This window comes from uncultured Parvibaculum sp., from assembly GCF_963975745.1.
In the GTDB taxonomy this organism is placed as follows: domain Bacteria; phylum Pseudomonadota; class Alphaproteobacteria; order Parvibaculales; family Parvibaculaceae; genus Parvibaculum.
In genome coordinates this window covers 91,626-117,085 of sequence record NZ_CAXBIB010000002.1, presented here as the reverse complement: position 1 = coordinate 117,085, position 25,460 = coordinate 91,626, and the positions used below count along the sequence as shown (strand labels likewise).

At 62.5% G+C, this 25,460-nt stretch carries 23 protein-coding genes and 1 tRNA gene; 20 read left to right on the top strand and 4 right to left on the bottom strand.

All coding sequences use genetic code 11. The features are described 5' to 3' along the window. Positions 1 to 67 precede the first annotated feature (67 nt). From AAC071_RS02215 to guaA, 11 genes are all read left to right on the top strand, one after another. A complete protein-coding gene (locus tag AAC071_RS02215; RefSeq protein WP_339829505.1) occupies positions 68 to 580 on the top strand; it encodes a TRAP transporter small permease subunit in 513 nt (170 codons plus the stop codon). Continuing rightward, entirely contained in the window at positions 577 to 1,902 is a 1,326-nt protein-coding gene (locus tag AAC071_RS02210; protein WP_339829503.1) for a TRAP transporter large permease subunit, read from the top strand. Before AAC071_RS02215 ends, AAC071_RS02210 begins: the two co-directional genes overlap by 4 nt. 119 nt (positions 1,903 to 2,021) lie before the next feature. After that, complete coding sequence (locus AAC071_RS02205; protein ID WP_339829501.1) at positions 2,022 to 3,080, top strand: TRAP transporter substrate-binding protein; 1,059 nt, start codon at positions 2,022 to 2,024, stop codon at positions 3,078 to 3,080. Positions 3,081 to 3,245: 165 nt separating this feature from the next. Then, positions 3,246 to 5,069: an NAD(P)/FAD-dependent oxidoreductase gene (locus AAC071_RS02200; protein WP_339829499.1), complete on the top strand. Its 1,824-nt coding sequence runs from the start codon at positions 3,246 to 3,248 to the stop codon at positions 5,067 to 5,069. Between the two features lie 198 nt (positions 5,070 to 5,267). After that, a tRNA-Gln gene (locus AAC071_RS02195) sits at positions 5,268 to 5,341 on the top strand. A gap of 450 nt (positions 5,342 to 5,791) precedes the next feature. Beyond that, the gene (locus AAC071_RS02190; protein ID WP_339829497.1) at positions 5,792 to 6,793 is read left to right on the top strand and encodes a Ppx/GppA phosphatase family protein; all 1,002 of its coding nucleotides are present in this window, start codon (positions 5,792 to 5,794) and stop codon (positions 6,791 to 6,793) included. Position 6,794: 1 nt separating this feature from the next. Next, positions 6,795 to 7,550: an RlmE family RNA methyltransferase gene (locus AAC071_RS02185; RefSeq protein ID WP_339829495.1), complete on the top strand. Its 756-nt coding sequence runs from the start codon at positions 6,795 to 6,797 to the stop codon at positions 7,548 to 7,550. A gap of 116 nt (positions 7,551 to 7,666) precedes the next feature. After that, positions 7,667 to 9,127, top strand: coding sequence for an IMP dehydrogenase (guaB, locus tag AAC071_RS02180; RefSeq protein WP_339829493.1), 1,461 nt, complete (start codon positions 7,667 to 7,669; stop codon positions 9,125 to 9,127). Positions 9,128 to 9,155: 28 nt separating this feature from the next. Further along, positions 9,156 to 10,457 carry an RsmB/NOP family class I SAM-dependent RNA methyltransferase gene (locus AAC071_RS02175; RefSeq protein ID WP_339829490.1) on the top strand — a complete coding sequence of 434 codons (1,302 nt, stop codon included), beginning with the start codon at positions 9,156 to 9,158 and terminating at the stop codon, positions 10,455 to 10,457. A 113-nt stretch (positions 10,458 to 10,570) separates the two neighbouring features. After that, positions 10,571 to 11,014 (top strand): tetratricopeptide repeat protein, encoded by a 444-nt coding sequence (locus AAC071_RS02170; RefSeq protein WP_339829488.1) that lies wholly within the window; start codon positions 10,571 to 10,573, stop codon positions 11,012 to 11,014. 16 nt (positions 11,015 to 11,030) lie between these two features. Then, positions 11,031 to 12,581, top strand: coding sequence for a glutamine-hydrolyzing GMP synthase (gene guaA / locus AAC071_RS02165; protein ID WP_339829486.1), 1,551 nt, complete (start codon positions 11,031 to 11,033; stop codon positions 12,579 to 12,581). Positions 12,582 to 12,587: 6 nt separating this feature from the next. Here the strand turns inward: guaA and AAC071_RS02160 are convergent, their stop codons facing one another. Next, complete coding sequence (locus AAC071_RS02160; RefSeq protein ID WP_339829484.1) at positions 12,588 to 13,604, bottom strand: aspartate-semialdehyde dehydrogenase; 1,017 nt, start codon at positions 13,602 to 13,604, stop codon at positions 12,588 to 12,590. A gap of 94 nt (positions 13,605 to 13,698) precedes the next feature. After that, a complete protein-coding gene (locus tag AAC071_RS02155) occupies positions 13,699 to 14,208 on the bottom strand; it encodes a winged helix DNA-binding protein (RefSeq protein WP_339829481.1) in 510 nt (169 codons plus the stop codon). Between the two features lie 155 nt (positions 14,209 to 14,363). Here AAC071_RS02155 and AAC071_RS02150 point away from each other — a divergent pair, with 155 nt between their 5' ends. The 9 genes from AAC071_RS02150 (at position 14,364) to der (ending at position 23,153) form a co-directional block, all read left to right on the top strand. Continuing rightward, entirely contained in the window at positions 14,364 to 15,635 is a 1,272-nt protein-coding gene (locus tag AAC071_RS02150; RefSeq protein WP_339829479.1) for a cytochrome P450, read from the top strand. Then, the gene (locus AAC071_RS02145; RefSeq protein ID WP_339829477.1) at positions 15,632 to 16,036 is read left to right on the top strand and encodes a nuclear transport factor 2 family protein; all 405 of its coding nucleotides are present in this window, start codon (positions 15,632 to 15,634) and stop codon (positions 16,034 to 16,036) included. Before AAC071_RS02150 ends, AAC071_RS02145 begins: the two co-directional genes overlap by 4 nt. Positions 16,037 to 16,086: 50 nt before the next feature. Beyond that, positions 16,087 to 16,617 carry a tetratricopeptide repeat protein gene (locus tag AAC071_RS02140; protein ID WP_339829475.1) on the top strand — a complete coding sequence of 177 codons (531 nt, stop codon included), beginning with the start codon at positions 16,087 to 16,089 and terminating at the stop codon, positions 16,615 to 16,617. Then, entirely contained in the window at positions 16,614 to 17,381 is a 768-nt protein-coding gene (locus AAC071_RS02135) for a hypothetical protein (RefSeq protein ID WP_339829474.1), read from the top strand. Before AAC071_RS02140 ends, AAC071_RS02135 begins: the two co-directional genes overlap by 4 nt. A gap of 77 nt (positions 17,382 to 17,458) precedes the next feature. Further along, positions 17,459 to 18,388, top strand: coding sequence for a hypothetical protein (locus AAC071_RS02130; protein WP_339829471.1), 930 nt, complete (start codon positions 17,459 to 17,461; stop codon positions 18,386 to 18,388). A gap of 181 nt (positions 18,389 to 18,569) precedes the next feature. After that, positions 18,570 to 19,394 carry a 3-methyl-2-oxobutanoate hydroxymethyltransferase gene (gene panB / locus AAC071_RS02125; protein ID WP_339829469.1) on the top strand — a complete coding sequence of 275 codons (825 nt, stop codon included), beginning with the start codon at positions 18,570 to 18,572 and terminating at the stop codon, positions 19,392 to 19,394. Positions 19,395 to 19,541: 147 nt separating this feature from the next. Beyond that, positions 19,542 to 20,288 (top strand): tetratricopeptide repeat protein, encoded by a 747-nt coding sequence (locus AAC071_RS02120; protein ID WP_339829467.1) that lies wholly within the window; start codon positions 19,542 to 19,544, stop codon positions 20,286 to 20,288. A 6-nt stretch (positions 20,289 to 20,294) separates the two neighbouring features. Continuing rightward, on the top strand, positions 20,295 to 21,683 hold the full coding sequence (locus AAC071_RS02115; RefSeq protein ID WP_339829465.1) for a PQQ-binding-like beta-propeller repeat protein: 1,389 nt from the start codon (positions 20,295 to 20,297) through the stop codon (positions 21,681 to 21,683). A 63-nt stretch (positions 21,684 to 21,746) separates the two neighbouring features. Beyond that, the gene (gene der, locus AAC071_RS02110; protein WP_339829462.1) at positions 21,747 to 23,153 is read left to right on the top strand and encodes a ribosome biogenesis GTPase Der; all 1,407 of its coding nucleotides are present in this window, start codon (positions 21,747 to 21,749) and stop codon (positions 23,151 to 23,153) included. Between the two features lie 16 nt (positions 23,154 to 23,169). Here der and AAC071_RS02105 read toward each other — a convergent pair whose 3' ends face one another. Together AAC071_RS02105 and purF are read right to left on the bottom strand one after the other, a co-directional pair. Beyond that, positions 23,170 to 23,889, bottom strand: a complete 720-nt coding sequence (locus tag AAC071_RS02105; RefSeq protein WP_339829459.1) for an SDR family NAD(P)-dependent oxidoreductase — start codon at positions 23,887 to 23,889, stop codon at positions 23,170 to 23,172. 13 nt (positions 23,890 to 23,902) lie between these two features. Beyond that, the gene (gene purF / locus AAC071_RS02100) at positions 23,903 to 25,336 is read right to left on the bottom strand and encodes an amidophosphoribosyltransferase (protein ID WP_339829843.1); all 1,434 of its coding nucleotides are present in this window, start codon (positions 25,334 to 25,336) and stop codon (positions 23,903 to 23,905) included. Positions 25,337 to 25,460 lie beyond the last annotated feature (124 nt).

The following is a 25,460-nucleotide window of genomic DNA, read 5'->3' as shown; positions in this document are numbered from 1 at the left end:
TGCAGCCTGATCAAGGCGATGCCGAATTCATGCAGCAATCGCGGTACGGGATGAGGTGGGGGTTTTCGTGCCTGAGGCGGCCAGGATCTACGTGCGATATGTCGAGGCCGTCAACCGCGTCATTGGCAGGGCCGTTACATACCTGATCTTCGTGATGATGGGCATCCTGCTCTACGCGGCGGCGTCCAGGACCTTCTACAATGTGCCAATCAACTGGGCGATGGAGATGGGGCAGTTCCTGCTCGTCGCCTACTACCTGCTCGGCGGCGGCTATTCGCTTCAGTTGAACGCGCATGTCCGCATGGACCTGCTCTATAGCCGCCTTTCGCCGCGCAAGATGGCCTTCACCGACACGATCACGGCTTTCTGCCTGGTGTTCTATCTGGTCGTCCTCCTGATGGGCGGCATTTCGAGCACCGAATACGCTATTACCTACCAGCAGCAGAACTACACCTCCTGGGGGCCATTGCTTTGGCCGATCAAGACGATCATGACGTTCGGCGTCTTCATGATGCTGCTTCAGGCCATTGCCTTCTTCTTCAAGGATTTGGCACGTGTGCGCGGTGAGGAGATCGCATGAGCTACGAGGCGATCACACTGCTGATGTTCTCGTCGTTGATGCTGATGTTGCTGACGGGACAGCGTGTCTTCGGCGCAATCGGATTCGTGGCCGCCGCTGCCGCGCTCTTGCTTTGGGGCGATGGCGCGTCGGAGATGCCGTTCAATGCCAGCTTCCAGGTGATGAATTGGTATCCGTTGCTGACGTTGCCGCTCTTCATCTACATGGGCTATATGCTTGCTGAATCCGGTATTGCGGACGACCTCTACCGGATGTTTCACGTCTGGGCCGGTCCGGTGCGCGGCGGTCTGGCGCTAGGCACAATCGGTCTGATGGTCATCATATCGGCGATGAACGGGCTCAGCGTTGCCGGCATGGCCATCGGCGCCAGCGTGGCGCTGCCGGAGTTGCTGCGACGCGGCTATGACAAGATCATGGTGACCGGCGTCATTCAGGCCGGCAGTTCGCTCGGCATCCTGATTCCGCCCAGCGTCGTTCTGGTGCTCTATGCGATGATTGCGCGCCAGCCGGTTCTGCAGCTCTGGTTGGCAGGCGTGTTGCCCGGTCTGCTGATGGCGTCGCTCTTCGCCCTATACATCTACATACGCTGCCGCGTGAATCCTGAACTGGGGCCGCCCCTGCCGAAGGAAGAACGTGACCTCATCACATGGGGCGAGAAGCTGCGTCTCTTGCGGGCCGGTATCGCGCCTATCCTGATCTTTGCAACGATGATGGGATTTTTTCTGACGGGCACCACGAGCCTTGTTGAAAGTTCGGCCATTGGTGCGTTGGGCGCCACATTGACTGCTTTGATCAAGCGGCGCCTGTCGTTTCGTGTGGTCGATGCAACGGTTCGGCAGACCCTGGCCATAAGCTGCATGTTTCTCTGGATCATCATGGCGGCGTTGTGCTTCGGTGCCGTCTATGACGGCTTGGGTGCAAAAAATGCGATCCGTGTACTGATGCTCGAGACCTGGGATTTTGGACCCTGGGAGATCCTGATCGCCATGCTTATCTCGTTCATCGTCCTGGGTATGTTTCTGGACGATACGGCGATGCTGGTCATTGTGGCGCCGCTCTACATTCCGATCGTTCTGAGCCTTGGGTTCAGCCCGATCTGGTTTGGCGTTCTCTATGTGATCACCTGCCAGGTGGCCTACATTACTCCGCCCTTTGGCTATAACCTTTTTTTGATGCGGGCAATGGCGCCGCCAGAGATAACGCTTGTCGACATATACCGCTCAATCGTACCGTTTGTAGGGATCATGCTCGTGACCATTGCGATTGTGATCGCATTTCCGCAGCTCACCCTGTGGTTGCCCGAATGGTATTCAGGGCGCTAGGAGGCCGGGCCGGGCGGCGCGACCTGTTGAGTAAGCCGATTTCTTCGCGTGACCGGAGCATCCGGTGCTGGGGCCGGATGCAAGTCCGAAACAATCCAGAGAAGAAGGAGTCTTTTCAAATGACCGACCGTTCCAGGATAAACAAACGCGACTTTCTGAAAAAGGCCGGCGTTGCCGCTGTTGGCGCAACGGCGCTTGCCGCGCCGAATGTCGTGCGCGCGCAAGCACCGATCCGCTGGCGCATGCAGACCTATGCCGGTGCCGCTCTGGCAGAGCATGTGATCAAGCCGTCGATTGATGCGTTCAACAAGGCGGCAAACGGTGAAATGGTTATCGAGCTTTTCACGGCCGACCAGCTGGTACCGCAGGGAGAGCTCTTCCGGGCCGTGCAATCGGGTACGATCGACGCCGCGCAGAGCGATGACGACTCGATGGCGTCGCCTGTCGACGTATCGGTGTTTGGCGCCTATTTCCCCTTTGCTTCGCGTTATGGCCTCGACGTACCCGCTCTCTGGGAGTGGTACGGGTTGCGCGAAATCTGGGAAGAAGCCTATGCAGAAGTGCCGGGCGTGACGTGGCTCAGCGCCGGCGCATGGGATCCGTGCAACTTCGTGACCAACAAGCCGATCCGCTCGCTTGAGGATCTCAAGGGCTTGCGTGTTTTCACTTTCCCGACTGGCGGCAAGTTCCTTGAGCGCTTTGGCGTCGTGCCGGTCACGCTTCCCTGGGAAGACATCGAAGTGGCGATCCAGACAGGTGAACTCGACGGTGTTGCATGGTGCGGTGCGACCGAGACCTACACGGTCGGCTGGGCCGACATCACGAAATATTATCTGACCAACAATATTTCGGGTGCATGGGCCGGTTCCTACATCGCGAACACCGACAAGTGGAATGCGCTTCCCGAACACCTGCAGACGCTCTTCAAGCTTTCCATGGACAGCTCGCACTACTACCGCCAGCATTGGTACTGGTGGGGCGAAGCACATTATCGGACCACCGGCGGCAAGCTCGAGCTGACCACCATTCCCGAAGCAGAGTGGAAAACGGTCGAAGACGAAGCGATGAAGTTCTGGGACGAGATCGCTGAAAAGAGTCCGCGTAGCGCCAAGATCGTCGACATTCTGAAGAACTATCAGGACACGATGCGCAAGGCCGGGGCGCCTTACCGGTACTGAAGGATCGGTTGCCAGTGGCATCGGGCTCCGTCGAAAGGCGGGGCCCGATCGCGTTGCGTAACGTCGCGACATGCAGGGCAAAAGGCAGATGTTTTGACAGCTAGTAAATAAATTTTATCATCCAGCCTGTCATGCGACAGCTATTGGAATCGGGAGGCAGGACGGATGGCGGAGACGAAAGACGGCAAGACGGGACCGGCAGGTGTTGCTGATCTCGGTTTCGATCCTGCGGCCCTCAAGGCCAGATATCGCGCCGAGCGCGACAAGCGCCTGCGCGACGATGCCAACGAGCAATATGTCGAGATCAAGGGCAAGTTCGCACACTATCTCGAAGACCCCTATGTCGAACCGGGCTTCGCGCGCGAACCGCTAAGCGACGAAGTAGACGTCGTCGTGATCGGCGGTGGCTTTGGAGGCCTGCTTGCCGGCGCGCGGCTGCGCGAGGCCGGCATCGAAAACATTCGCATGATCGAAAAGGGCGGCGACTTCGGCGGTACATGGTATTGGAACCGCTATCCGGGTGCGGCCTGCGACATCGAATCGTACATCTATCTGCCGCTTCTCGAGGAGATCGGCTATATGCCGGTCGAGAAATATTCGAAGGCGGCCGAGATCCTCGCTCACAGTCAGGCCATTGGTCGCCATTTTGATCTTTACCGCGATGCGCTGTTTCAGACGGAAGTGACCGGCCTCCACTGGAACGACGAAATCTCGCGCTGGATCATCCGCACCAACCGTGACGACGCCATCAAGGCACGCTTCGTGGTGACAGCAAGTGGTCCGCTGCATCGGCCGAAGCTGCCCGGCATTCCCGGCATCGAAAGTTTCAAGGGACATACCTTCCATACCAGTCGCTGGGACTACGCTTATACCGGTGGGGACTGCAATGGCGGGCTGGATCGCCTCAGGGACAAACGCGTCGGCATCATCGGCACCGGCGCGACCGCCGTGCAATGCGTGCCGCATCTTGGTGCATGGGCGAAGGAACTCTTCGTCTTTCAGCGCACGCCTTCATCCATCGACGTGCGCAACAACCGCCCGACCGATCCGGAATGGGTCGCCAGTCTTGAAGCGGGCTGGCAACAGCACCGGATGGACAATTTCAACACGCTGGTTTCAGGTGGATTCCAGGAAGAAGACCTGGTCAATGACGGTTGGACCGACATCATCGGCAATCTTCTTGTGATGGCGCGCAAGGGGGCTATGGGCGGTTCGCCCGCCGAGATGGCGGAAGTCGTTCAACTTGCGGATTTTCAGAAGATGGAGTCGATCCGCAAACGCGTCGAGACCGTGGTCCGGGATCCGGCAAAGGCGGAAGCGCTCAAGCCCTGGTACAACCAGTTCTGCAAACGGCCCTGCTTCCATGATGAATATCTCGCAACCTTCAATCGCCCGAACGTCCATCTGGTCGACACGCAGGGCAGGGGCGTGGAGCAGATCGGCGAGCATTCGGTCTTTGCGAACGGTGAGGAGTTTGAAGTCGATTGCCTGATCTACGCCACGGGCTTCGAGGTCGGCACGGGCTACACGCGTCGCGCCGGTTTCGAGATTTACGGCCGCGACGGCATCACGCTGACCGATAAATGGAAAGACGGGATTTCGTCGCTCCATGGCATGCATACGCATGGTTTTCCGAACTGCTTCATTGTGAGCAATGCGCAGGCTGGCTTCACGGCAAACTTTCCGCACATGCTCAATGAGCAGTCCAGACACCTCGCCTATATCGTGAAGGAGTGCATAGATCGTCAGGCGCGTGTGGTCGAGGCAACAAGGCCGGCTGAAGAAGCCTGGGTGGAGGAGATCGTCAAGGCATCGGCCTTCAACCGCCGGTACCTGGAGGAGTGCACGCCGGGCTATTATAACAACGAGGGCAAGCCTTCGGAACTCGCGATCCGCAATGGCTTCTATGGAGGCGGTTCCATCGCCTTTATCAGAATACTTGAGGACTGGCGCGCAACCGGCGACCTGCCGGGGCTCAAAATGCATTAGGGGCCAAGGGGGCATCCGGACATCCGTACGGGCAGCGGTCTCGCCGCGGAACATGAGCCCTGTGGGGTCCGCTGCCCGGGAACGTCAGGGTGTTGACGGCCGCGGCAGCGGCGACTAGGTTTCGCCGCGCGCAGCCAAGTAGCGCCGTGCCCGTGCCATATCTTGGAAATGGCTGAATTTTGGGCCGAATCGGCGTCTTGGGGGATCGTCTAACGGTAGGACAGCGGACTCTGACTCCGCCAGTCTAGGTTCGAATCCTAGTCCCCCAGCCACCGTCCGCTCGCTTTACCCATCCTCCCAAGCTGCTAGACTGCTCTCAACTGAAAGAACAGGGAACCCGGTCGGAAGCGCGGTGCGCGAAAGCGATGCCTCGCCGCTTCCCGGGTCTGAGAACCGTGCGCCCAGAAGATGACGGCGGTTCCGGTGGTATCGATTTGGCCGCCGCCGCCGAAAAGGGCCTGAATGCGCCGAGCCAGTCCCCAGGGGCAGGCGTTGCGCAGGGCACAGATTCAACCGCCGCCGGTCCGGAGGCGACGCTGAGCCGTGCCACAAGCGACGGGAATTCGGGGCGCGAAAAGCGGCCGAAGCGCCGCCGCCGTGGTCGCGGGGCAAGACGTGGCGCACCTTCAGGACAATCCGCGAATTCGAACAACCCGCCCGTCGCGCGTACCGCAGCAGATGTTCTTTATGCTGCGCTCGACCTGGGCACAAACAATTGCCGCTTGCTGATTGCGCGTCGCAACAGCGACGGCTTCAAGGTTGTCGACGCCTATTCGCGCATCGTCCGGCTCGGCGAGGGGCTTGCCCGCACGGGCGCGCTGAGCGAGGCCGCAATGACGCGCGCCATCGACGCGCTGAAGATATGTGCCGACAAGATGGCACGACGCGGTGTCAGCCGGACGAGAACCATTGCGACCGCTGCCTGCCGGACGGCATCCAACAGCGGCCACTTTGTTGCACGCGTCAAGAAGGAAACCGGCCTGTCGCTCGAAATTGTCTCGACGGAGGACGAGGCGCGCCTGGCGGTTGCCGGCTGCGCGCCGCTGCTCGATCCATGCTGTTCATCGGCGCTGGTCTTCGATATCGGTGGCGGTTCGACCGAGCTGATATGGGTTCGAATGCCCGATGGCGACAAGAGGGGCCGGCCGGTCATCGGAGACTGGACTTCCCTGCCTTGCGGTGTGGTCACGCTGGCCGAACACCACGGTGGCGTCGATGTTTCCTCCGATCTCTATGATCGGATGGTCGCCGAAGTCAGCGAACGTCTTGCGCCTTTTATAGAGAGTGTTCGGGCGCTGGACGACGAGGCGTCTGGGGATTTTCACTTGCTCGGTACATCCGGCACCGTCACCACAATCGCAGGCGTTCATCTTGGTCTCGATCGATATGATCGAACACGCGTCGACGGCCTCTGGATTTCGCCTGAAGACGTCCAGCGAGTGACCCAATCGCTGCTGGGCATGAGCTACAACAAGCGCGCTGCACACCCCTGCGTCGGCGGGGAACGTGCCGACCTCGTGCTCGCGGGTTGCGCCATATTCGAGGCGATCGCGCGCGCATGGCCTGCCGAGCGATTGCGTGTTGCCGATCGTGGCCTGCGCGAAGGCATATTGATGTCGTTGATCGAGAATGATGCCCGGCGCGGCCGCCGTCGCCGCCGCCGCCGTCGTCGCAATGCCAGGCGGGCGAATGAAGTAGCGGCGCAGCCCGTAGAGGTGAATTGAAATGGCTGCAAGCGGCAAGAGTGGCGGCAAGGGTGGCAAGAGTGCCGGCAGCGGTGCGCGTTCGCTGAAGGTGCGTGTCAAGACGGCGCGCAAGCGCAGCAATTCATCGACGCGCTGGTTGCAGCGCCAGTTGAACGATCCTTACGTCCACGCGGCAAAGCGCGAAGGCTATCGCTCGCGGGCTGCATACAAGCTCACGGAGATCGACGACAAGTACCGTTTCCTGAAGCCTGGCGGCCGCGTTGTCGATCTCGGTTGCGCCCCCGGCGGCTGGACCCAGGTCGCGGTGGCGCGGGTCAATGCCCAGGGCACGGCCGGCAATCGTCAGGGCCGCGTGATCGGCCTCGATTACCTGGAGATGGATCCCGTACCGGGCGCAACAATCCTGCAACTCGATTTTCTGAGCGAGGGTGCAGATGCCCGCGTCAAGGATTTGCTGGCCGGCGAGGCCGATGTCGTCTTGTCCGACATGGCGGCGCCCACCACCGGGCACAAGCAGACCGACCATATGCGTATCATGGCGCTTTGCGATGTCGCCGCCCATTTTGCGACCGAGGTGCTGGCGCCGGGAGGGACGTTCCTCGCCAAGGTTCTGCGGGGCGGGACCGAGAACGAACTGCTGACCCTCCTGAAACGTCATTTTCAGACAGTGCGCCATGTGAAACCCAAGGCAAGCAGGGCCGATTCGGCCGAGATGTATGTTCTGGCGCAGGGATTTAAGGGGCGTTCCGAAAGCGATTCGGAAGAAGTCGGCTAAGGCCTCGGTCCCGCTGTCACAAGCACCTTTGCATTCGCGGATATAGATGTTAAAAGCCTGCGCCAACACACGATAGGGTGTGTCCCCGCATCGGGGCCAAGGTAAGGGTTGGCAGTATGATCCGTGAAGCGCTGACGTTTGATGACGTTCTTCTACTCCCTGCCGCTTCCACGGTTCTCCCCAGTCAGGCTGAAACCAGAACGCGACTGACGAGGTCGATTGCCCTCGGCATTCCCATCGTATCTGCTGCAATGGACACTGTCACCGAGGCGCGCCTGGCTATTGCCTTGGCGCAAGCGGGCGGCATCGGTGTGCTTCATCGCAACATGGATTCGGAAGCGCAGGCCGAGCATGTGCGTCAGGTCAAGAAGTTCGAAAGTGGCATGGTCGTCAACCCGGTGACGATCGGCCCGGACGCGACGTTGGCCGATGCCTTTGCGCTGATGAAGCGCCACGGCATCACCGGCATTCCCGTCGTCGAGGAATCGGGGAAGCTTGCCGGCATCCTGACCAACCGCGACGTGCGTTTCGCATCCAATATGCGCGAACCGGTGCGCAATCTGATGACGAAGGAAGACCTTGTCACGGTAACCGACGGGGTCAGTCAGGACGAGGCGAAGCGCCTGCTGCACAAGCATCGTATCGAGAAGCTTCTGGTTGTCGATGAGGCCTATCGCTGCATCGGCCTCATCACCGTCAACGACATCGAAAAGGCGCAGCTTCACCCGAATGCGGCCAAGGACGATCAGGGCCGTTTGCGCGTTGCGGCAGCGACAACGGTTGGCGATGAAGGTTTTGCCCGCTCCGAAGCCCTGATTGCGGCAGGTGCGGACGTGATAGTGGTCGATACGGCCCATGGCCATTCGGCGCGCGTCTCCGAAGCGGTCGAGCGTATCAAGAAGCTTTCGAACGCGACGCAGGTGATCGCCGGAAACGTGGCGACGGCCGACGCTGCCCGTGCGTTGATCGATGCTGGCGCTGATGCGGTCAAGGTCGGTATCGGGCCCGGCTCGATCTGCACCACGCGCATTGTAGCCGGTGTCGGTGTGCCGCAATTGACTGCGATCATGGATGTGGCGGAAGCGGCACAGAAGACCGGTACGCCTGTCATTGCAGATGGCGGCATCAAGTTTTCCGGCGACTTGGCCAAGGCGATCGCGGCCGGCGCCGATTGCGCCATGCTGGGTTCGCTCTTTGCGGGCACCGAGGAAAGCCCCGGCGAAGTCTTTCTGTTCCAGGGGCGCTCCTACAAGTCCTATCGCGGCATGGGCTCGGTCGGTGCCATGGCGATTGGGTCGGCCGACAGGTATTTCCAGCAGGACGTGAAGGATTCGCTGAAGCTGGTGCCCGAAGGGATCGAGGGACAGGTGCCCTACAAGGGGCCGGTCGGCAACGTTATCCATCAGCTTGTCGGCGGTCTGCGCGCGGCGATGGGTTACACTGGCAACGCCACGATTGCCGACTTTCAGAAGAACGCCGAATTTGTCCGCATTTCCTCCGCGAGCTTGCGCGAAAGCCATGTGCACGATGTAACGATTACGCGCGAGGCACCCAACTATCCGGGTGGTGTCAGCTGATCGGGCATGGCGATACCGGGAGCCTGAAATGACGCCCGGGGCACGTCTGCAGTCGGCCATCGAAATTCTGACGGGCATTTTCGAGACGCGGCAACCGGCCGATCGGGTGTTCGATGCTTGGGCACGCTCGAGCCGCTTTGCCGGTTCCAAGGACCGCGCTGCGGTGAGCGACCTCGTATTCACCGTGCTGCGCCACCGCGCGCAATTGGCCGCGGCGACGGGCGCGGATGCGCCACGACTGCTGGCTTTTGCCGCCTTGGCCCTCTTGAAGGGGGAAGGCGCGACCGCTGCCGTCGCGCTGGCCGACGGCACGGGTCATGCACCGGCGCCCCTGACGATTGAAGAAACGTCGGCGCTGCAGCAGGCCGATCTTCCACTTGCCGATGCGCCCTCATGGATCCGTCTCAACTATCCAGAGTGGCTACATCCCGAATTTGAACTGGCGATGGGATCGGCGCTTGAGCCTGAAATGGCGGCGCTGATGGAGCGGGCGCCGACCGATCTGCGTGTCAATGCGCTGAAGGATACGCGCGACCGCGTCATGGCGCTGCTTGCCGAGGAGAAAGTTGTTACCGAACCGACGCCGCTCTCGCCCTGGGGTCTGCGGCTGACTGGACGTGCCAACATCCTTGGACTTGCCAGCTTCCGCGACGGCCTGATCGAGTTGCAGGATGAAGGTTCGCAATTGGCCTGTCTCGCCACCGGCGTAAGACCCGGCGAACAGGTGGTCGACCTCTGTGCTGGCGGCGGCGGCAAGTCGCTGGCGCTGGCGGCAATGATGCGCAATCGCGGACAGATTCACGCCTGCGATACCGACGGCCGGCGCTTGGGGAAGCTGATGCCGCGGGCCCAGCGGGCCGGCATCCGGAACATCCAGACCGTCACGCTTGGTGCCTATGCGGCTGAAGGCCCCGACGCGGATCTGGGTGATCTCGAAGCCCGCATGGATTGCGTTCTGGTCGACGCACCCTGCAGCGGCACGGGGGCCTGGCGCCGCAATCCCGATGCCCGCTGGCGGCTGACGCCAGAAATGCTGGCCGGATACCGGGCGGCGCAAACAGAGGTCCTGGCGCGCGCGGCGCGGATGGTCCGGCCGGGCGGACGTCTCGTCTATGTGACCTGCTCGCTGTTGCCTTCCGAGAATGAACATCAGGTCGCGGCTTTTTTGACGTCGCATGGCAGCTTTGTCGAGGTGCCATGGCGTTCGGTCTGGCCTGACGATGTCGTGCAGCCGCCGGAGACCGGCACGGAGGCCTATCTGCGCCTGACACCGGTCAAAACGCAAACGGATGGCTTTTTTGTCGCGATTCTGAGGCGGGAGGCCGGATGATGCTGCGCCGCAGTAGGTGGCTTGACGGATTTCGGGAAGGATGGTCTATCGATCCATCCCCGCCCCGAAAGCCCGGAAATATGGCTGCCGCTCGAACCCAGAATCCTTTTCGCATGGTTGGCCTGCCGATACTGGCACTTCTGATGGTGCTGCAGTCAGGTGCAGCGCGTGCCGTCGACCAGAATTCGGCGCAGGCGTCGATCTCGCTTTACGAAAGAGGTATCGAGACGGCGGCGCGCGACGACCTCGACGGGGCCAGATGGCTGTTTGAAAGGGCGATTGCGTCGAACCCCGCCAATGCACGTGCCTATGCTCAACTGGGCGTCGTTCACCAAACGAAGGGCGATCCGCGCCTTGCGCGCAAATATTACGGTATTGCGCTTGAGATCGACCCGGCCGACCTGGACGCATTGAGCCGTATCGCGCAGCTTGATCTCGCAGAAGGAAACCGCGAAGCGGCGGCAGAACGGCTGCGCATTCTCCGTTTCCATTGCGAAACTTGTCAACAGACGCAGGAACTTGCCCGTGCGCTGGAATCCGGGCCCGTGGCCCCATGAACCGTGAAGATGGACGATGACCGAAGACCGCATCCTCATAATCGATTTCGGTAGCCAGGTGACGCAGCTGATCGCGCGACGTGTTCGCGAGAGCGGCGTCTACTCGGAGATCGTTCCGTTCAACAAGGCCGATGGACTCGACAAGCTCTTTGCACCGAAGGCCGTGATCCTGTCGGGCGGCCCGGCCAGTGTCACCGGCATCGGCACGCCGCGCGCCCCCGAATGGGTCTTCACCGCGGGCGTTCCTGTTCTCGGCATCTGCTATGGCGAACAGACGATGTGCGCCCAACTGGGTGGCAAGGTCGAGGGCTCCGATGAGCGCGAATTCGGTCGCGCCGTCATCGAGATTCTCGAGGACAGCCCGCTTTTCGAAGGGCTGTTGCAGGCTGGCGAGCAGGAGCCGGTCTGGATGAGTCATGGCGACCGGGTCGTCGAACTGCCGCCGGGATTCAAGACCATTGCGGTCAGCCGTAACGCGCCATTTGCCGCCATCGCCGACGAAAGTCGGAACTTCTATGGCGTGCAGTTCCATCCCGAAGTCGTACACACGCCGCGCGGTGCCGCGATGCTGAAGAACTTCACGCACAGGATCGCCGGCTGCAAGGGCGGCTGGACCATGGCGGCCTTCAAGGAAACCGAGATCGCCAAGGTCCGCGCCCAGGTCGGCAAGGGCAAGGTAATCTGCGGGCTTTCGGGTGGCGTCGATTCATCCGTGGTCGCAGTGCTACTGCACGAGGCGATCGGCGACCAGTTGCAATGCGTCTTCGTCGACACCGGCATGATGCGCGCCGGCGAGGCCGATCAGGTCGTCAATCTCTTCCGTCACCACTACAACATCCCGCTGGTCAACCGCGACGCGACGGACCTTTTCCTCGGCAAGCTCGAAGGCGTCTCCGACCCCGAGAAAAAGCGCAAGATCATCGGCGCGACCTTCATCGACGTCTTCGAAGAAGAGGCGAAAAAGATCGGCGGCGCCGACTTCCTGGCGCAAGGCACGCTCTATCCGGACGTGATCGAAAGCGTCTCCTTCGCCGGCGGTCCCTCCGTCACAATCAAGAGCCATCACAATGTCGGCGGCCTGCCCGAGCGCATGAACATGCAGCTCGTCGAGCCCCTGCGCGAACTCTTCAAGGACGAGGTGCGCATTCTCGGCCGCGAACTCGGCCTGCCGGAAGAATTTGTCGGCCGCCATCCGTTCCCGGGGCCCGGCCTCGCAATCCGCGTGCCCGGCGAGATCACCCGCGAAAAGCTCGACATCCTGCGCAAGGCCGACGTGATCTATCTTGATGAGATTCGCAGGGCTGGCCTCTACGACACGATCTGGCAGGCATTCGCGGTGCTGTTGCCGGTTCGCACCGTCGGCGTCATGGGCGATGAACGTACCTACGACTATGTCTGTGCGCTGCGGGCCGTCACATCCATCGACGGCATGACGGCCGATTATTATCCCTTCAGCCACGATTTCCTGGGCCATGTCTCGACCCGCATCATCAACGAAGTCCGCGGCATCAACCGCGTCGTCTACGACGTCACCTCGAAGCCGCCGGGAACGATCGAATGGGAGTGATCCCGCTCATCCCCTGACGAGAATCTCGCCGATCTGCACCGCGTTGAGTGCAGCGCCTTTCAGCAACTGGTCGCCGGCGACGAACATGGCGATCGAGTGCCCGCTCGGATCGGAAATGTCCTGTCTTATGCGGCCGACCAGAATGTCGTCCTGGCCGGATGCATCCTTCGGCATCGGGAAATAGTTTCCGGCCACGTCGTCGACGATCTTGATGCCCGGCGCGACGGAAAGAATCTCGCGCACCTGAGCCGGCGTGATCGGCTTCTCGCATTCGAAGTCGAGCGCTTCCGAATGCGCCCGCAGCACCGGCACGCGCACGCAGGTCGCCGTTACGCGAATGTCGTTGTCGTCGAAGATCTTCTTGGTCTCCTTCACCATCTTCATTTCTTCCTCGTTGTAGCCCGTCTCCGGGTCGACCTTCGAGTTATGGCTGAAGACGTTGAAAGGGTAGGGATGCGGAATGATCTTCTGCTCGAATGGCTCGCCCGCAAGGAAGGCGCGCGTCGCTTGTTCGAGTTCTTCCATCGCCGCGGCGCCGGCGCCCGATGCCGCCTGGTAGGTCGCAGCAACGATGCGCTTGACGCGATTGACCTTGTGGATCGGCCAGAGCGGAGTGATCGCGATGATCGTCGAGCAGTTCGGATTGGCGATGATGCCCTTGTGGACCAACGCTGCCGCCGGGTTGATCTCGGGGATCACCAGCGGCACATCGGGGTCCATGCGGAAGGCCGACGAATTGTCGATCATCACCGCGCCGGCATCCTTCACCGCCTTGGCAAACTGCTTCGAAATGCCACCGCCCGCCGAGAAGAAGGCGATGTCGACGCCCTTGAAGCTCGCCTCCGTCAATTCCTCGACGAGGATGTCCTTGCCCCGGAAGCGCATGGTTTTCCCGGCCGAGCGTGCCGAGGCGAGCAGCTTCAGCTCCTTGACCGGGAAGTTGCGTTCCTCGAGGCAGCGGATCATCTCGACGCCGACGGCGCCGGTCGCGCCCGCAATGGCGACGACGGGGTTCGAAATCATGAGTCTCGGGCTCCAGCTCGGGCCGAAAGCGGCCCGGAATTTGCGCCGTGCCTATAACAGCGGCGGCCGTCCCGGACAAGAGCCCGGCCGCGCCTCAGCGGAATCCGTCGACGATTTCCGAAACCCGGCGGAAGAAATGCAGGCCCTGGGCGATCTCCTCGTCCGACATGTGGTCGATAATCCGCTGCACATAGGCCTCACCGCCGGCGATCATCTTTTTCATGTGCGCTTCGCCTTTCGGCGTCAGGATCACGATCTTTTCGCGCCCCGATTTGGGGTCTTCGACCAGCCGCACCAGCTCCAGCGGCGGCTGGGCCATGACCCGGAGTGCCTTGGTGATGGCGGCGCCTGAAATCTCGAACCAGCTCTCCAGCGACCGTTCGATGGCCTTGCGGTTCATTTGCCGTCCGTCCTGACCCTCCGAATGGATCAGCCACAGCATCGCCACCTGATGGCGGCTGAGCTGCCCGGCCCGCAGGGCGTCCTCGACGCCGATTCCGGCCTTGTAGTGAATGGGGTAGTAGTATTCGAGAAACCGCAGGGCCGCCGCCGGAATGCCGCCCGCGCCCTTGCCTTTGCCCCCGCTCGTTCTTTTCGCCGTCACGCCGCCTCCTTCGGGGTGCGGTCGCCGGACCGCGATTCCCGCCGGGATTGTAGGGCGGCCGGCATGGCCCGCCACCGATTAAACGATTTACAAACGAAACAATTTATGAAAATAACAATATCGACGGATCACGATTGAAACCGGGGAGGGATGCGATGCCGGAAAATGGTCAGGCACGGACGGACGAGGATGTGGCGGGGCTGGTCGCGGCGCTGCCGACAGGCGACACGATTGCCGCGCCTTATGCGCTTTACGACAGGCTGCGCCCCCACGCGCCGGTCCATGGCTATCGCGACTACCCGCCGGGCACCGTGCCGGACGCCGACGAGGCGGTCACGGCCTGGGTGCTGCTCGACTACGACCATGTCTCGTCGGCCGCTCGCGACCACCGGGTGTTTTCCTCGCGGGACCCGCTTCAGGAACAATCCTCGGCGCCGACCCTGATGCTGGTCAATCACGACAACCCCGAACACGATCGCCTGCGCGGCATCGTCAATCTGGCCTTCTCGCGTCCCCGCGTCGAGGCGCTCGAACCCTGGGTCCGCGACATCGTCGATGGCATGGTCGCGAGGCTGGGCGAGGGCGACGTCGAGGTGATGGAAGCGCTCGGCGCACGCATCCCGGCACGCATCATGGTTGGCCTGCTGGGTCTCCCCGAAAGCGTCGTCGACCGCTTCCGTCACTGGGCGACTGCCTTCATGCTCTCGGCCGACCTTTCGCCGGCCGAACGCGAGGCGAGCAACGGCGAACTGGTTGAATATTTTGTCGGAATCGTCAGCGAACACGACCGTGCATTGAAGGCCGGCGAGCCCTTGCCCGACAGCCTGATCGTCGCGCTGCTGCAAGCCGAGGCCGGTGGCGAGAAATTGACGCTCGATGAGGTGATCCGCTTCTGCATCACGCTGGTCGTCGCCGGTTCCGAAACCACGACCTTCCTGCTCGGCAACCTGCTGCACAATCTGGCGACAATGCCGGACATCCGCGCCCGCCTCGCCGCCGACCGCCGCCTTGTCGGTGCCTTCATCGACGAAAGCCTGCGCCACGGCGGCCCGCCGCAACGTCTCTTCCGCATCGCGACCGAGGACACGGAAGTCGGCGGCCGGCGCATTGCGAAGGGCGACTGGGTGGCGCTCTTTTTCGCTGCCGCCAACCACGATCCGAAAATGTTCCCCGATCCCGCGCGTTTCGACATCGACCGGCCCAATCTCAACAAGCAGCTTACCTTCGGTGTTGGTATTCATCACTGTCTCGGTTCGGCGCTTGCCCGCATGGAAGGGCAAGCGCTGGTCGAGACGATGCTGGATCGCATGGCGGATATCCGCCTCGGCAACGAGGCGCCGGTGCCGCAGCGTGCCAGCCTCCTCAATCACGGCTTCGACCGACTGACACTTCGCTTCACCTCCGCCCGCAGGGAGGCTGCCGAATGATTGCCTTGACCGAACGCAATATAGCCGCGACGCAATCCCTGTTCGCCGCTTTCGGCGCAAAGGATATTCCGTCCATTCTCGAATTCCTCCATCCCGACATCGTGATCGAGTTCTACGGTCCGCCGGTGATCCCTTATGCAGGTACATATCGTGGTCTCGACGAATGCCGGCGCTTCTTCGAGACGGTCCTCTCCTCGGTCGATATCAACCAGTTCGACGCCGAGGAGTTCATCGCCGAGCGCGACAAGGTCATCGTGACCGGTCATCTCAATCTGACGGCGCGGTCGACCGGCCGAACGATCGATTCCGATTTCGCCCACATCATCACCCTGCGCGACGAAAAATGGGTGCGGTTCCGGGATTTCATGAATACGGCCGTCGCGGTCGCCGCTTTCTCCTGACCGCCGGACCGGATAGGCTCTCCTGGCGGTTTGGCCGAGAGGGACCTGAAATGACAAATGGACGAATTCTGTTGCTGGCGGCGATTGTCGGGGCCGCGGCACCGGTATCTGCTTGGGCGGACGCCATCGGCGACAGCAATCTCTGCTATGCGCAGTTTGCAACCGGCGACAACAAGGCAGCAATCGACTATTGCAGCCGGGCGATTTCGTCCGGTGAACTTGGCGATCCCGACCTGATCGCAGCCCTGATCAATCGTGGTGTGGCCTACAAGAATGTTGGCGATCTGAACGCCGCCATCGCCGACTACACGCAGGCCCTGCGGATCGCCCCGCGTGACGCGTTGCTCTACCAGAACCGTGCCAACGCCTTGCGCGAAAGGGGCGACTTCGACGCGGCGCGGACTGATGTCGAGCAGGCGCTGGCGCTCGACCCCGACAGCGCCGGCGCCTGGTATGTCCGCGGCGCGATCAACGAGGCCGAAGGCGACAGGGACGCCGCGCGCGAGGACTATCGCGCGGCCCTCAACCTCGATCCCGAAAACGAGGTCTACAAGGAAAAATTTCTCGGACTCAATCGATGACGCATGTGAAGCTCGACGTCCTTGCGACGGTCCGCGAGGCCTATGGTGGCGCCTGGAATCATGCCGGCGAAATGCTGCGGCTGATCTGGTTGCCGGGACTTCTCTACCTGTCCCTGTCCTTCATTGGACGTCCGCTCGTCCTGGCGCTGGGTCTGTGGGTGCTGCTCGCCGTCTATCTGGCAGCCCTGCTTCTCTGGTCGATCATTGCGGTGGCGTGGCATCGCTTCATCCTGACGGGCGACATGCCGCCTGGCCGCATTCATCTGCGGTTCGGTCGCCGGGAATCGCGCTTTGCGATAATCTCGATTTCGCTGGGCCTGCTCCTGCTGCCGGGGTTCCTGGTGCTGGCAACAGGCATCGCGGCGTATTATCTGGACCAGTTGAGTATGCAGCAAGTGTCGACATATTTGATCGTTGGCCTGGCATTGGTCTGTATAGGAACATTCTTCTTCGTGCGCCTGGCGCTGTTGTTGCCGGCATCGTCGGTCGATGATCCTGTCAACGCACGCCTGATGCTGGAACTGACGCGAGGAAACTTCTGGCGTCTTGCCGCCGCCCTGGCCTGTGTCTTCCTGCCGATCTCACTGTTCCAGCTTCTGATCGGATGGCTTGTCGACTGGGCGCCGTCGCTGGCCGTCCCGATGAATCTGGTGGGCACACTGATCAATATCTTCTTCGCGATCGTCAATGTTGCGATCCTTTCCGTCGCCTATCGCGAGCTGATCGGCCCGGCGGGAACGCAGGCGCCGGATGCGCAGTCTTGACCGCACGTCATTTCCCATAGCCTTGGCCTCATTCTCTCCTTAAGGTGAGACTGGGGTTTTCAGGGGGGATTTGCGAGATGAGGAAGCTGCCGGTTTTTCGGTCGGTCGGCGAAGTCTTTGCCGGCGTCACCAGACACTACTTCCAGCTGCTTTTCGTCGCGTGGCCGGCAGTTGTCCTGCTTCTGGCCGGCACAGCAGCTTTTTACTGGGTGCTCTATCAGGCCGGACTTTACGGCCTGACCGGCATGGAGCAGACGGCAGGGGCACCCGAGGATGTTCTCGAACGCTATCGCGAAGCTTTCGCAGCCTATTCCATCGTGGCGATCTTGGCCGTGGTTCTGGCAATGGTGCTTGCACAGGCCATCGCCGCGGTGCGCTGGCATCGTTTCGTGCTGCTGGGTGAGGGGGCGTCGGTCCCTTTCCGTCGCGAGGATGTTCAATATGTCTGGACGACGCTGAAGATTTTGTTTTTCTGGTTTCTCTTCCTGATTGTTCTGTCGGCCGTGGTTGGCGTCATCGCGGCAATCGTCATATTTGCAGGGGCGGTGCTCTTCGGCGACAACGCACCGTCTCTTGCGGTACTCGGGCCGGCAGGCATCGTCCTTTTGCCATTGGTCGTCGTGCTCCATGTATTCATGCTGGGAATTGTCATGCGATTGATGCTGGCATTGCCGGATGCAGCACTTGGTGGGGGCAAGGGTGTTCTGGGAACATTCGCGGCGACAAGCGGCAACACCTGGCGGATCAGCGGCTTTGCATTGCTGATCTATCTGCCGGTCTTCATTCTGTTTGCCGTGGTTGAGGGCGTCACCGCTCTGGCTTTGACCTCTGCCGCCGACCTGATCGGTTCAATCGCCGCCATGGCTTCGGCATTCATTTCGCTGGCGCTCTATCTCTACTTCATGATGACGCAAGTCACCATGCTCTCCGTCGCCTATCGCGAAATCGTCGGCCTGCCGGGAGATGCGCCGCCAGCGGTCGTGGTGGAGCCGGCTCCGGCGGCCTGATTGCGCCGCTGCGCGCTTTTTTGTAGGGTCCGCCCAGAAGGATCAGGAAAGGTGCCGGGAGGCATCTAGGGGCTTGTTCTGTAAGCCCTTTTCGCCGCGGCATCCGGCCGCCGTCGTAATTCCCCTCGGGCGGCCCTATGTAGGGGCAGGGTTCGAGGCCACGCGTAAAGGGATGATCCGAATGTCCGTCCAGTCCGCCATCAAGCGCATCACCGTGCCGGAAATCCGCGCCCGCAAGGGCGCCCAGCCGATCGTTTCGCTGACCGCCTATCACGCCCACACGGCGCGCTACATCGACCCCTATGTCGACTTCCTGCTGGTGGGCGACAGTCTCGGCATGGTCATGTACGGCATGGAGACGACGCTGGGCGTCACCCTCGACATGATGATCGCGCATGGCGCGGCCGTGGTGCGCGGCACCGAACGTGCGCTGGTTGTGGTCGACATGCCCTTCGGCTCCTATGAAGAGAGCCCCGAAATTGCCTTCCGCAATGCCTGCCGCGTCATCAAGGAAACGGGCTGCACCGCCGTGAAGGTCGAAGGCGGCACCCGCATCGCCGAAACGATCCGCTATCTCAGCCTGCGCGGCATTCCGGTGATGGCCCATATCGGCCTGACGCCGCAGAACATCCAGGTGATGGGCGGCTTCAAGACGCAGGGGCGCGAGGAGAGCGAGTGGGCCGCCATCGAGGCCGACGCCGCCGCTGTCGCCGAGGCCGGCGCCTTCGCGGTCGTGCTCGAAGGCATGGCCGAGCCGCTGGCCGCCCGCATCACCGATCAGATCGACATCCCCACCATCGGCATCGGCGCCTCGCCCCATTGCGACGGCCAGATCCTGGTGCTGGAGGACATGCTGGGCCTGTCGCCGAAGCCGCCCAAATTCGTCCGCGAGTTCGCCACGCTGGGCGCCCAGATCGCGGGCGCCGCCGAGGCCTATGCCCGCGCGGTCCGCGACCGCAGCTTCCCCGGCGTCGAGAACACCTACGGCATGAAAAAGGTAAAATAGCTCAATCTGTTGCGGGATTTGGCTGTCGCGCCGGATGGTTTGCCATTGGCGGTGTGCCGGGCTATTTTACGCCGCCTGCACGGGGCCGGGCACCGGGCGGGAAGCAGGGCTTTCCTGCCCGACTGATTTTCTCCGCGGAGTAATATTTTGACCGATCTCTTTCGCGAAGTCGAAGAAGACCTTCGCCGCGAACAATACAGCAGGCTTTGGGACAAATACGGCCTCTACATCGTCGGTGCGGCTGCGGGGATCGTGCTGATCGCTGCCGCCATCATCGGCTGGCGCGCCTGGTCGCATGCGCAGAAGGTCGACGCATCCGCACGTTTCGATGAGGTGGCGCGCCAGGCAGAGCGCACCCAGCCTGCCGAGGCGGCAGTCCTGTTCGGCGAATTGGCGGCAGAAGCACCCGGTGGCTATCAGACGCTGGCCCGTCTGCGTGAAGCGGCCGCATTGCTCGATGCTGGCGATCGTGCTGCGGCGCTTGCAGCCTATGAGGGCGTTGCGGCTCAATCCGGCGCACCCGAAATGATGCGCGGCATGGCGCGCATCAAGGCAGCCTTCATTCTGGTCGACGAGGCAAGCTACGACGACATGAAGCTGCGCCTCCAGCCGCTGGTCGCCTCGGCCTCGCCCTGGCGCGAGAATGCGCTGGAATTGCTGGCGCTCTCGGCGGCCCGGGCAGGCGCCTGGCAGGACGTGAACCGGAACGCTCAGGCGATCATCGACAATGCGGCAAGCCCGGCCGCCCTGCGCGATCGCGCGCATGTGTTGCAGGCGCTGGCGGCGCCGCATTTGTCGCGCGCCGCCGAACAGGCGGCATCCGCACCGGAACCGGCAGAAGCAGAAGAAGAATCGGTCGAACAGGGACCGGACGCTCAGGAAGAGACGGAGTAATCGCAGATGACGGCGGAATTGACGTTGGCCGGCTCGAAAGCACTCGCCCTCCGGGCCCAGCGTGGCAACACGCTTCGCCTCGCACTTCTGGGTCTCGCGATGACCGGGCTTGCGGGCTGCGACACGGTGACGGATGTCTTCACCTCTGACGACCAGACGGTCTTGCCGGGCGAGCGTCTCTCGGTGATGGAACTGGGCGCCGCGCTGGAAGTCGATGCGGCCGTTGCCGACACACCCGTGTTTCTGCCGTCCGCTCGTGCCAACACGGATTGGCCGCAGCCGGGCGGCGTGCCGGAAAATGCCCCCTATCATCTTGTGGCGCCGGGCACGCTCGAACGCGTCTGGTCGGTCAATGCCGGCTCTGGTTCCTCGGGCGCCGCGCGGCTTGTCGCGGTTCCGGTCATTGCCGCCGATCGGATTTTCGTGCTCGATGCCCGCGGCAGTGTCCGCGCCTTCGAGCGGCAGTCCGGCCGGTCGATCTGGGACGTTTCGCTGGTGCCCGACAATGAAAGCGCCGCCGAAGCGCGTGGCGGCGGCGTCGCCTGGGACAATGGCAAGCTTTTCGTGACCACCGGCTTCGGAACCGTGCATGCACTCGACCCCGCCAGCGGGGCCGAACTCTGGGTGCAGACGGTGGGTGATCCCTTCCGCGCCGCACCCACGGCGACGGGTGGCCGCGTTTTCGCCGTCACCGCCGACAATCAGATGATCTGCCTCTCTCAGGACACCGGCGAAGTCGTCTGGCGTCATCGGGGCATTGTCGAAAGTGCCGGCATTCTGACCTCCACCAGCCCCGCCGTGTCGGGCAGCGTCGTGATCGCGCCCTATTCCTCGGGTGAACTGGTCGCCTTGCGCATCGAGAACGGAACGCCGGTCTGGAGCGATTCCTTGACCCGGACCGGCAACGTGACCTCCCTGAGCGAACTCAACGACATTGCCGGCCGCCCTGTGATCGATCGCGACCGCGTCATTGCCGTCAGCCATTCGGGCCGCATGGTCTCGATCGATCTGCGCACCGGCGAGCGCGTCTGGACGCGCGATATCGGCAGCGTGCAGACGCCTTGGGTTGCTGGTGAATTCATCTTCCTCATCACCAATTCGCAGGAGCTGCTGGCGATCTCGCGCCGCGATGGGCGCATCCGCTGGATTTCGCCCTTGCCGCGCTACAAGAATCCCGACAAGCGCACCGGCAATATCGAATGGAGCGGCCCGATCCTGATCAGCGATCGCCTGTTCATGGTGTCGTCGGAAAAGGAAGCGCTGGTGGTGTCGCCCGCCACCGGCGAGATCGACAACCGAATTCCGCTGCCGTCCGGGACGCTGATCCCGCCGATCGTGGCCGATGGAACGGTGTATGTACTGACGAGCAACGCAACACTGGTCGCCTTGCGATAGCAAAGCGCGCGTTTGCGGATATGGCCCGGACATCTGGTCCGGCCATGAGAAAGGCTGATTGACGTGTCATTCACGGTCGCCATTGTCGGTCGGCCCAATGTCGGCAAGTCCACGCTGTTCAATCGGCTGGTGGGCAAGAAGCTCGCATTGGTGGACGATACGCCGGGCGTCACCCGAGACCGGCGCGAGGGCGAGGCGCATCTCGGCGATCTCACCTTCAAGATCGTCGACACCGCGGGTCTCGAAGAGGCAACCGGCGACAGCCTCGAGGCGCGTATGCGCCGTGGCACCGATCAGGCGATTGCCGAGGCCGATGTCTGCCTGCTGCTGATCGACGCGCGCGCCGGCGTCACCCCGCTCGACAAGCGTTTTGCGCAGATCCTGCGCAAGTCGCCGACTCCGGTCATTCTGGCCGCCAACAAATGCGAGGGCGGGGCGGGGCAGGCTGGCCGTATGGAGGCCTATGAGCTCGGCCTCGGCGCGCCGCTGCCGCTTTCGGCCGAGCATGGCGAGGGCCTGAGCGATCTCTATGACGCGCTGGCCGCCTTCGCCGACGGCTTTGCCGAAAACGACGAGGAGCAGGCGCTCGAAGATGCGCTGGCCGACGACGAGGCCGAAGGTTTCGATCCCGACGCCCCCTATGAGCCCGATCTCGAGGCGCCCCTGCGCATTGCGATGGTTGGCCGCCCCAATGTTGGCAAGTCGACGCTGGTCAACCAGCTGCTGGGCGAGGACCGTATGCTGACCGGCCCCGAGGCCGGCATCACCCGCGACTCGATCGGTATCGAATGGCTCTGGCGCGGACGTCGCGTCAAGCTCTGGGACACGGCCGGCATGCGCCGCCGCGCCCGCGTCGTCGCCAAGCTCGAAAAGCTGTCCGTCGCCGACACGCTGCGCGCCATCCGCTTCGCCGAAGTCGTTGTCGTCGTGCTCGACGCCAGCCAGCCCTTCGAGCGGCAGGACCTGCATATTGCCGATCTGGTTGAACAGGAAGGCCGCGGCCTGCTGATTGCCGTCAACAAGTGGGACACGGTGGCGGATACGCAAACGACACTCCGCATGCTGAAGGAAGAGCTGGAGCGCCTGCTGCCCCAGATTCGCGGCGTACCGATTGTCACGCTCTCGGCCCTGACCGGCCGTGGTACCGACCGGCTGATGCCGGCCATCGAACGCGTGCACATGCTCTGGAACGCGCGTGTCTCGACGGCGAAGCTCAACCGCTGGCTGGAACAGACCGTCGCCCGCCATCAGCCGCCGGCGGCCAAGGGCCGCCCGGTCAATCTGAAGTACATGTCGCAAGTGAAATCGCGTCCGCCCACTTTCGCTGTTTTCTCGAGCCGCGCCGACGAGGTGCCGACCTCCTATCGCCGCTACCTGGTCAACGCCCTGCGCGAAACCTTCGATCTTCCCGGTGTCCCGATCCGCCTCTTCATGCGAAAGGGCAAGAACCCTTACGCCAAGAAGAAGTAGCTGTCGTGTCGCGGCGTCAGCTCTTCGCCTTCTCGTAGCGCACGATCTCGCCGTTCTTCGCATAGTCCGGCATCGACATTTCGATGAACAGCGGCACGAGATCGGCGGGTTTCGTCAGCATGGTCGGATCCTCGCCGGGCATTGCCTTCTTGCGCATCGCGGTGCGCGTCGGGCCGGGTGAGAGCAGGTTGGCGCGCACGCTGGTCTTGGCCAGTTCCGCCGCCCAGGTCTTCACCATCGCATCGAGCGCGGCCTTGGTCACCGAATAGACGCCCCAATAGGGCTGGCACTTCTGGGCCGCACCGGAGGTCACGAAGACGGCGCGGCCGGCATCCGAACGCTTCAGCAGCGGTTCGAAGGAACGGATCATCCGGTAGTTGGCCGTCACGTTGATCGCCAGCGTCTTGTCCCAGTCCTTCGGTTCGAGATGGCTGAGCGGCGACAGCGTGCCCAGCGAACCGGCATTGCCCACCAGAATGTCGAGCTTTCCCCAGCGCTCGAAGATCGTCGCGCCCAGCCGGTCGATGCCGGCAAGATCGGTGAGATCGAGCGGCACAAGCGTCGCCTTGCCGCCCACTTTGCGGATTTCGTCGTCGACCTCCTCGAGCCCGCCAACCGTGCGCGCGACGAGAACGACATGCGCGCCTTCGGCCGCCATGCCCAGCGCCACCGCGCGTCCGATGCCGCGCGAGGCGCCGGTGATCACCGCCAGGCGGTCCTGCAAACGTCCACTCATGATTCTTGAATACTCAGGCTATTTCGGCGAGCAACGACAATTGCGTCGTCCGCTGCTCGCCGTCGCGGTCGAGAAGCGGTGTCGGATAGTCGCCGGTGAAACAATGATCCGTCAGCTGCGGGTGTTCCGGGTCGCGGCGGGCAAAGCCCATGGCGCGATAGAGCCCGTCGACGGAGATGAAGGCGAGGCTGTCGACCCCGATATAGGCGCGCATGCCTTCGAGATCGTAATTGGCGGCCAGAAGCTGCTGCCGCTCCGGCGTATCGATGCCGTAGAAATCCGGATGCGTGATCGGCGGGCTGGCGATGCGCATATGCACTTCGCGCGCGCCCGCCTCGTACATCATCTTGACGATCTTGACCGATGTCGTGCCGCGCACCACGCTGTCATCCACCAGCACGATGCGCTTGCCTTCGACGATCGCGCGGTTGGCATTGTGTTTCAGCTTCACGCCGAGCTGGCGGATATGTTGCGTCGGCTCGATGAAGGTTCGCCCCACATAGTGGTTTCGGATGATGCCGAGTTCGAAGGGAATGCCCGACTCCGCCGCATAGCCGATTGCCGCCGGCACGCCTGAATCCGGCACCGGGATCACGACATCGGCCTCGATGCGCGATTCGCGCGCCAGTTCCTGGCCGAGCCGCTTGCGCACATTGTAGACGCTCTTGCCGCCGACAATGCTGTCGGGGCGTGCGAAGTAGATATACTCGAAGACGCAGGGCCGCACCTGCTGCGGTGGAAAGGGGCGGATCGACTCGATGCCGTCCTTGGTCGCGATGACGATTTCGCCGGGCTCGATCTCGCGCACGAACTCGGCGCCGATGATGTCGAGCGCCACCGTCTCCGAACAGAGGATCGGCGCACCCGCCAGCTTTCCCAGAATGATCGGCCGGATGCCGAGCGGATCGCGTGCCCCGATCAGCTTCTTGTTGGTCAGCGCCACCAGCGCGTAGGCGCCCTGAATCTGGCCGAGCGCATCGACGAAGCGTTCCATCAGACGCGGCTTCCGGCTCTGCGCCACCAGCTGCAGAATGGTCTCGCTATCCGATGTCGACTGGAAGATGGCGCCGCCGCGCACCAGCTCGTTGCGCAGCGTGATGGCGTTGGTCAGGTTGCCGTTATGCGCCACCGCGAAGCCGCCGCCGTAAAGATCGGCGAACAGCGGCTGCACATTCCTGAGCACCGTCTCGCCCGTCGTCGAATAACGCGTATGACCGATTGCCATATCGCCTTTGAGGCGCCCGACCACCTTGGCGGAAGAGAAATGGTCGCCGACAAGGCCGATACGCCGTTCCGAATGAAAATGCTCGCCATCATAGGCGACGATGCCGGCCGCCTCCTGGCCGCGATGCTGCAGCGCATGGAGGCCGAGTGCGGTCAGTGCTGCGGCGTCGGGATGGCCGAACACGCCGAACACGCCGCATTCCTCGCGCGGCCGGTCCTCCATCAACGCGTCATCGGTGAGGAAGGGGACCGCGGGCGCCGCGGATTGGGGGGCAAGGAACGAAAAGGGGAGCTGCATCTGCTCGGGCATCGACGGGACTCCGCGCTGGCCTCCGGAAGAACAGGGC

Coding starts and splice junctions, on each gene's coding strand:
- AAC071_RS02135 (WP_339829474.1), top strand. CDS start 16,614: ATGACGCATGTGAAGCTCGACGTCCTTGCGACGGTCCGCGAGGCCTAT.
- AAC071_RS02210 (WP_339829503.1), top strand. CDS start 577: ATGAGCTACGAGGCGATCACACTGCTGATGTTCTCGTCGTTGATGCTG.
- guaA (WP_339829486.1), top strand. CDS start 11,031: ATGACCGAAGACCGCATCCTCATAATCGATTTCGGTAGCCAGGTGACG.
- AAC071_RS02130 (WP_339829471.1), top strand. CDS start 17,459: ATGAGGAAGCTGCCGGTTTTTCGGTCGGTCGGCGAAGTCTTTGCCGGC.
- AAC071_RS02200 (WP_339829499.1), top strand. CDS start 3,246: ATGGCGGAGACGAAAGACGGCAAGACGGGACCGGCAGGTGTTGCTGAT.
- panB (WP_339829469.1), top strand. CDS start 18,570: ATGTCCGTCCAGTCCGCCATCAAGCGCATCACCGTGCCGGAAATCCGC.
- AAC071_RS02185 (WP_339829495.1), top strand. CDS start 6,795: ATGGCTGCAAGCGGCAAGAGTGGCGGCAAGGGTGGCAAGAGTGCCGGC.
- AAC071_RS02160 (WP_339829484.1), bottom strand. CDS start 13,604: ATGATTTCGAACCCCGTCGTCGCCATTGCGGGCGCGACCGGCGCCGTC.
- guaB (WP_339829493.1), top strand. CDS start 7,667: ATGATCCGTGAAGCGCTGACGTTTGATGACGTTCTTCTACTCCCTGCC.
- AAC071_RS02105 (WP_339829459.1), bottom strand. CDS start 23,889: ATGAGTGGACGTTTGCAGGACCGCCTGGCGGTGATCACCGGCGCCTCG.
- AAC071_RS02205 (WP_339829501.1), top strand. CDS start 2,022: ATGACCGACCGTTCCAGGATAAACAAACGCGACTTTCTGAAAAAGGCC.
- AAC071_RS02115 (WP_339829465.1), top strand. CDS start 20,295: ATGACGGCGGAATTGACGTTGGCCGGCTCGAAAGCACTCGCCCTCCGG.
- AAC071_RS02170 (WP_339829488.1), top strand. CDS start 10,571: ATGGTTGGCCTGCCGATACTGGCACTTCTGATGGTGCTGCAGTCAGGT.
- AAC071_RS02175 (WP_339829490.1), top strand. CDS start 9,156: ATGACGCCCGGGGCACGTCTGCAGTCGGCCATCGAAATTCTGACGGGC.
- AAC071_RS02145 (WP_339829477.1), top strand. CDS start 15,632: ATGATTGCCTTGACCGAACGCAATATAGCCGCGACGCAATCCCTGTTC.
- AAC071_RS02140 (WP_339829475.1), top strand. CDS start 16,087: ATGACAAATGGACGAATTCTGTTGCTGGCGGCGATTGTCGGGGCCGCG.
- AAC071_RS02150 (WP_339829479.1), top strand. CDS start 14,364: ATGCCGGAAAATGGTCAGGCACGGACGGACGAGGATGTGGCGGGGCTG.
- purF (WP_339829843.1), bottom strand. CDS start 25,336: ATGGAGGACCGGCCGCGCGAGGAATGCGGCGTGTTCGGCGTGTTCGGC.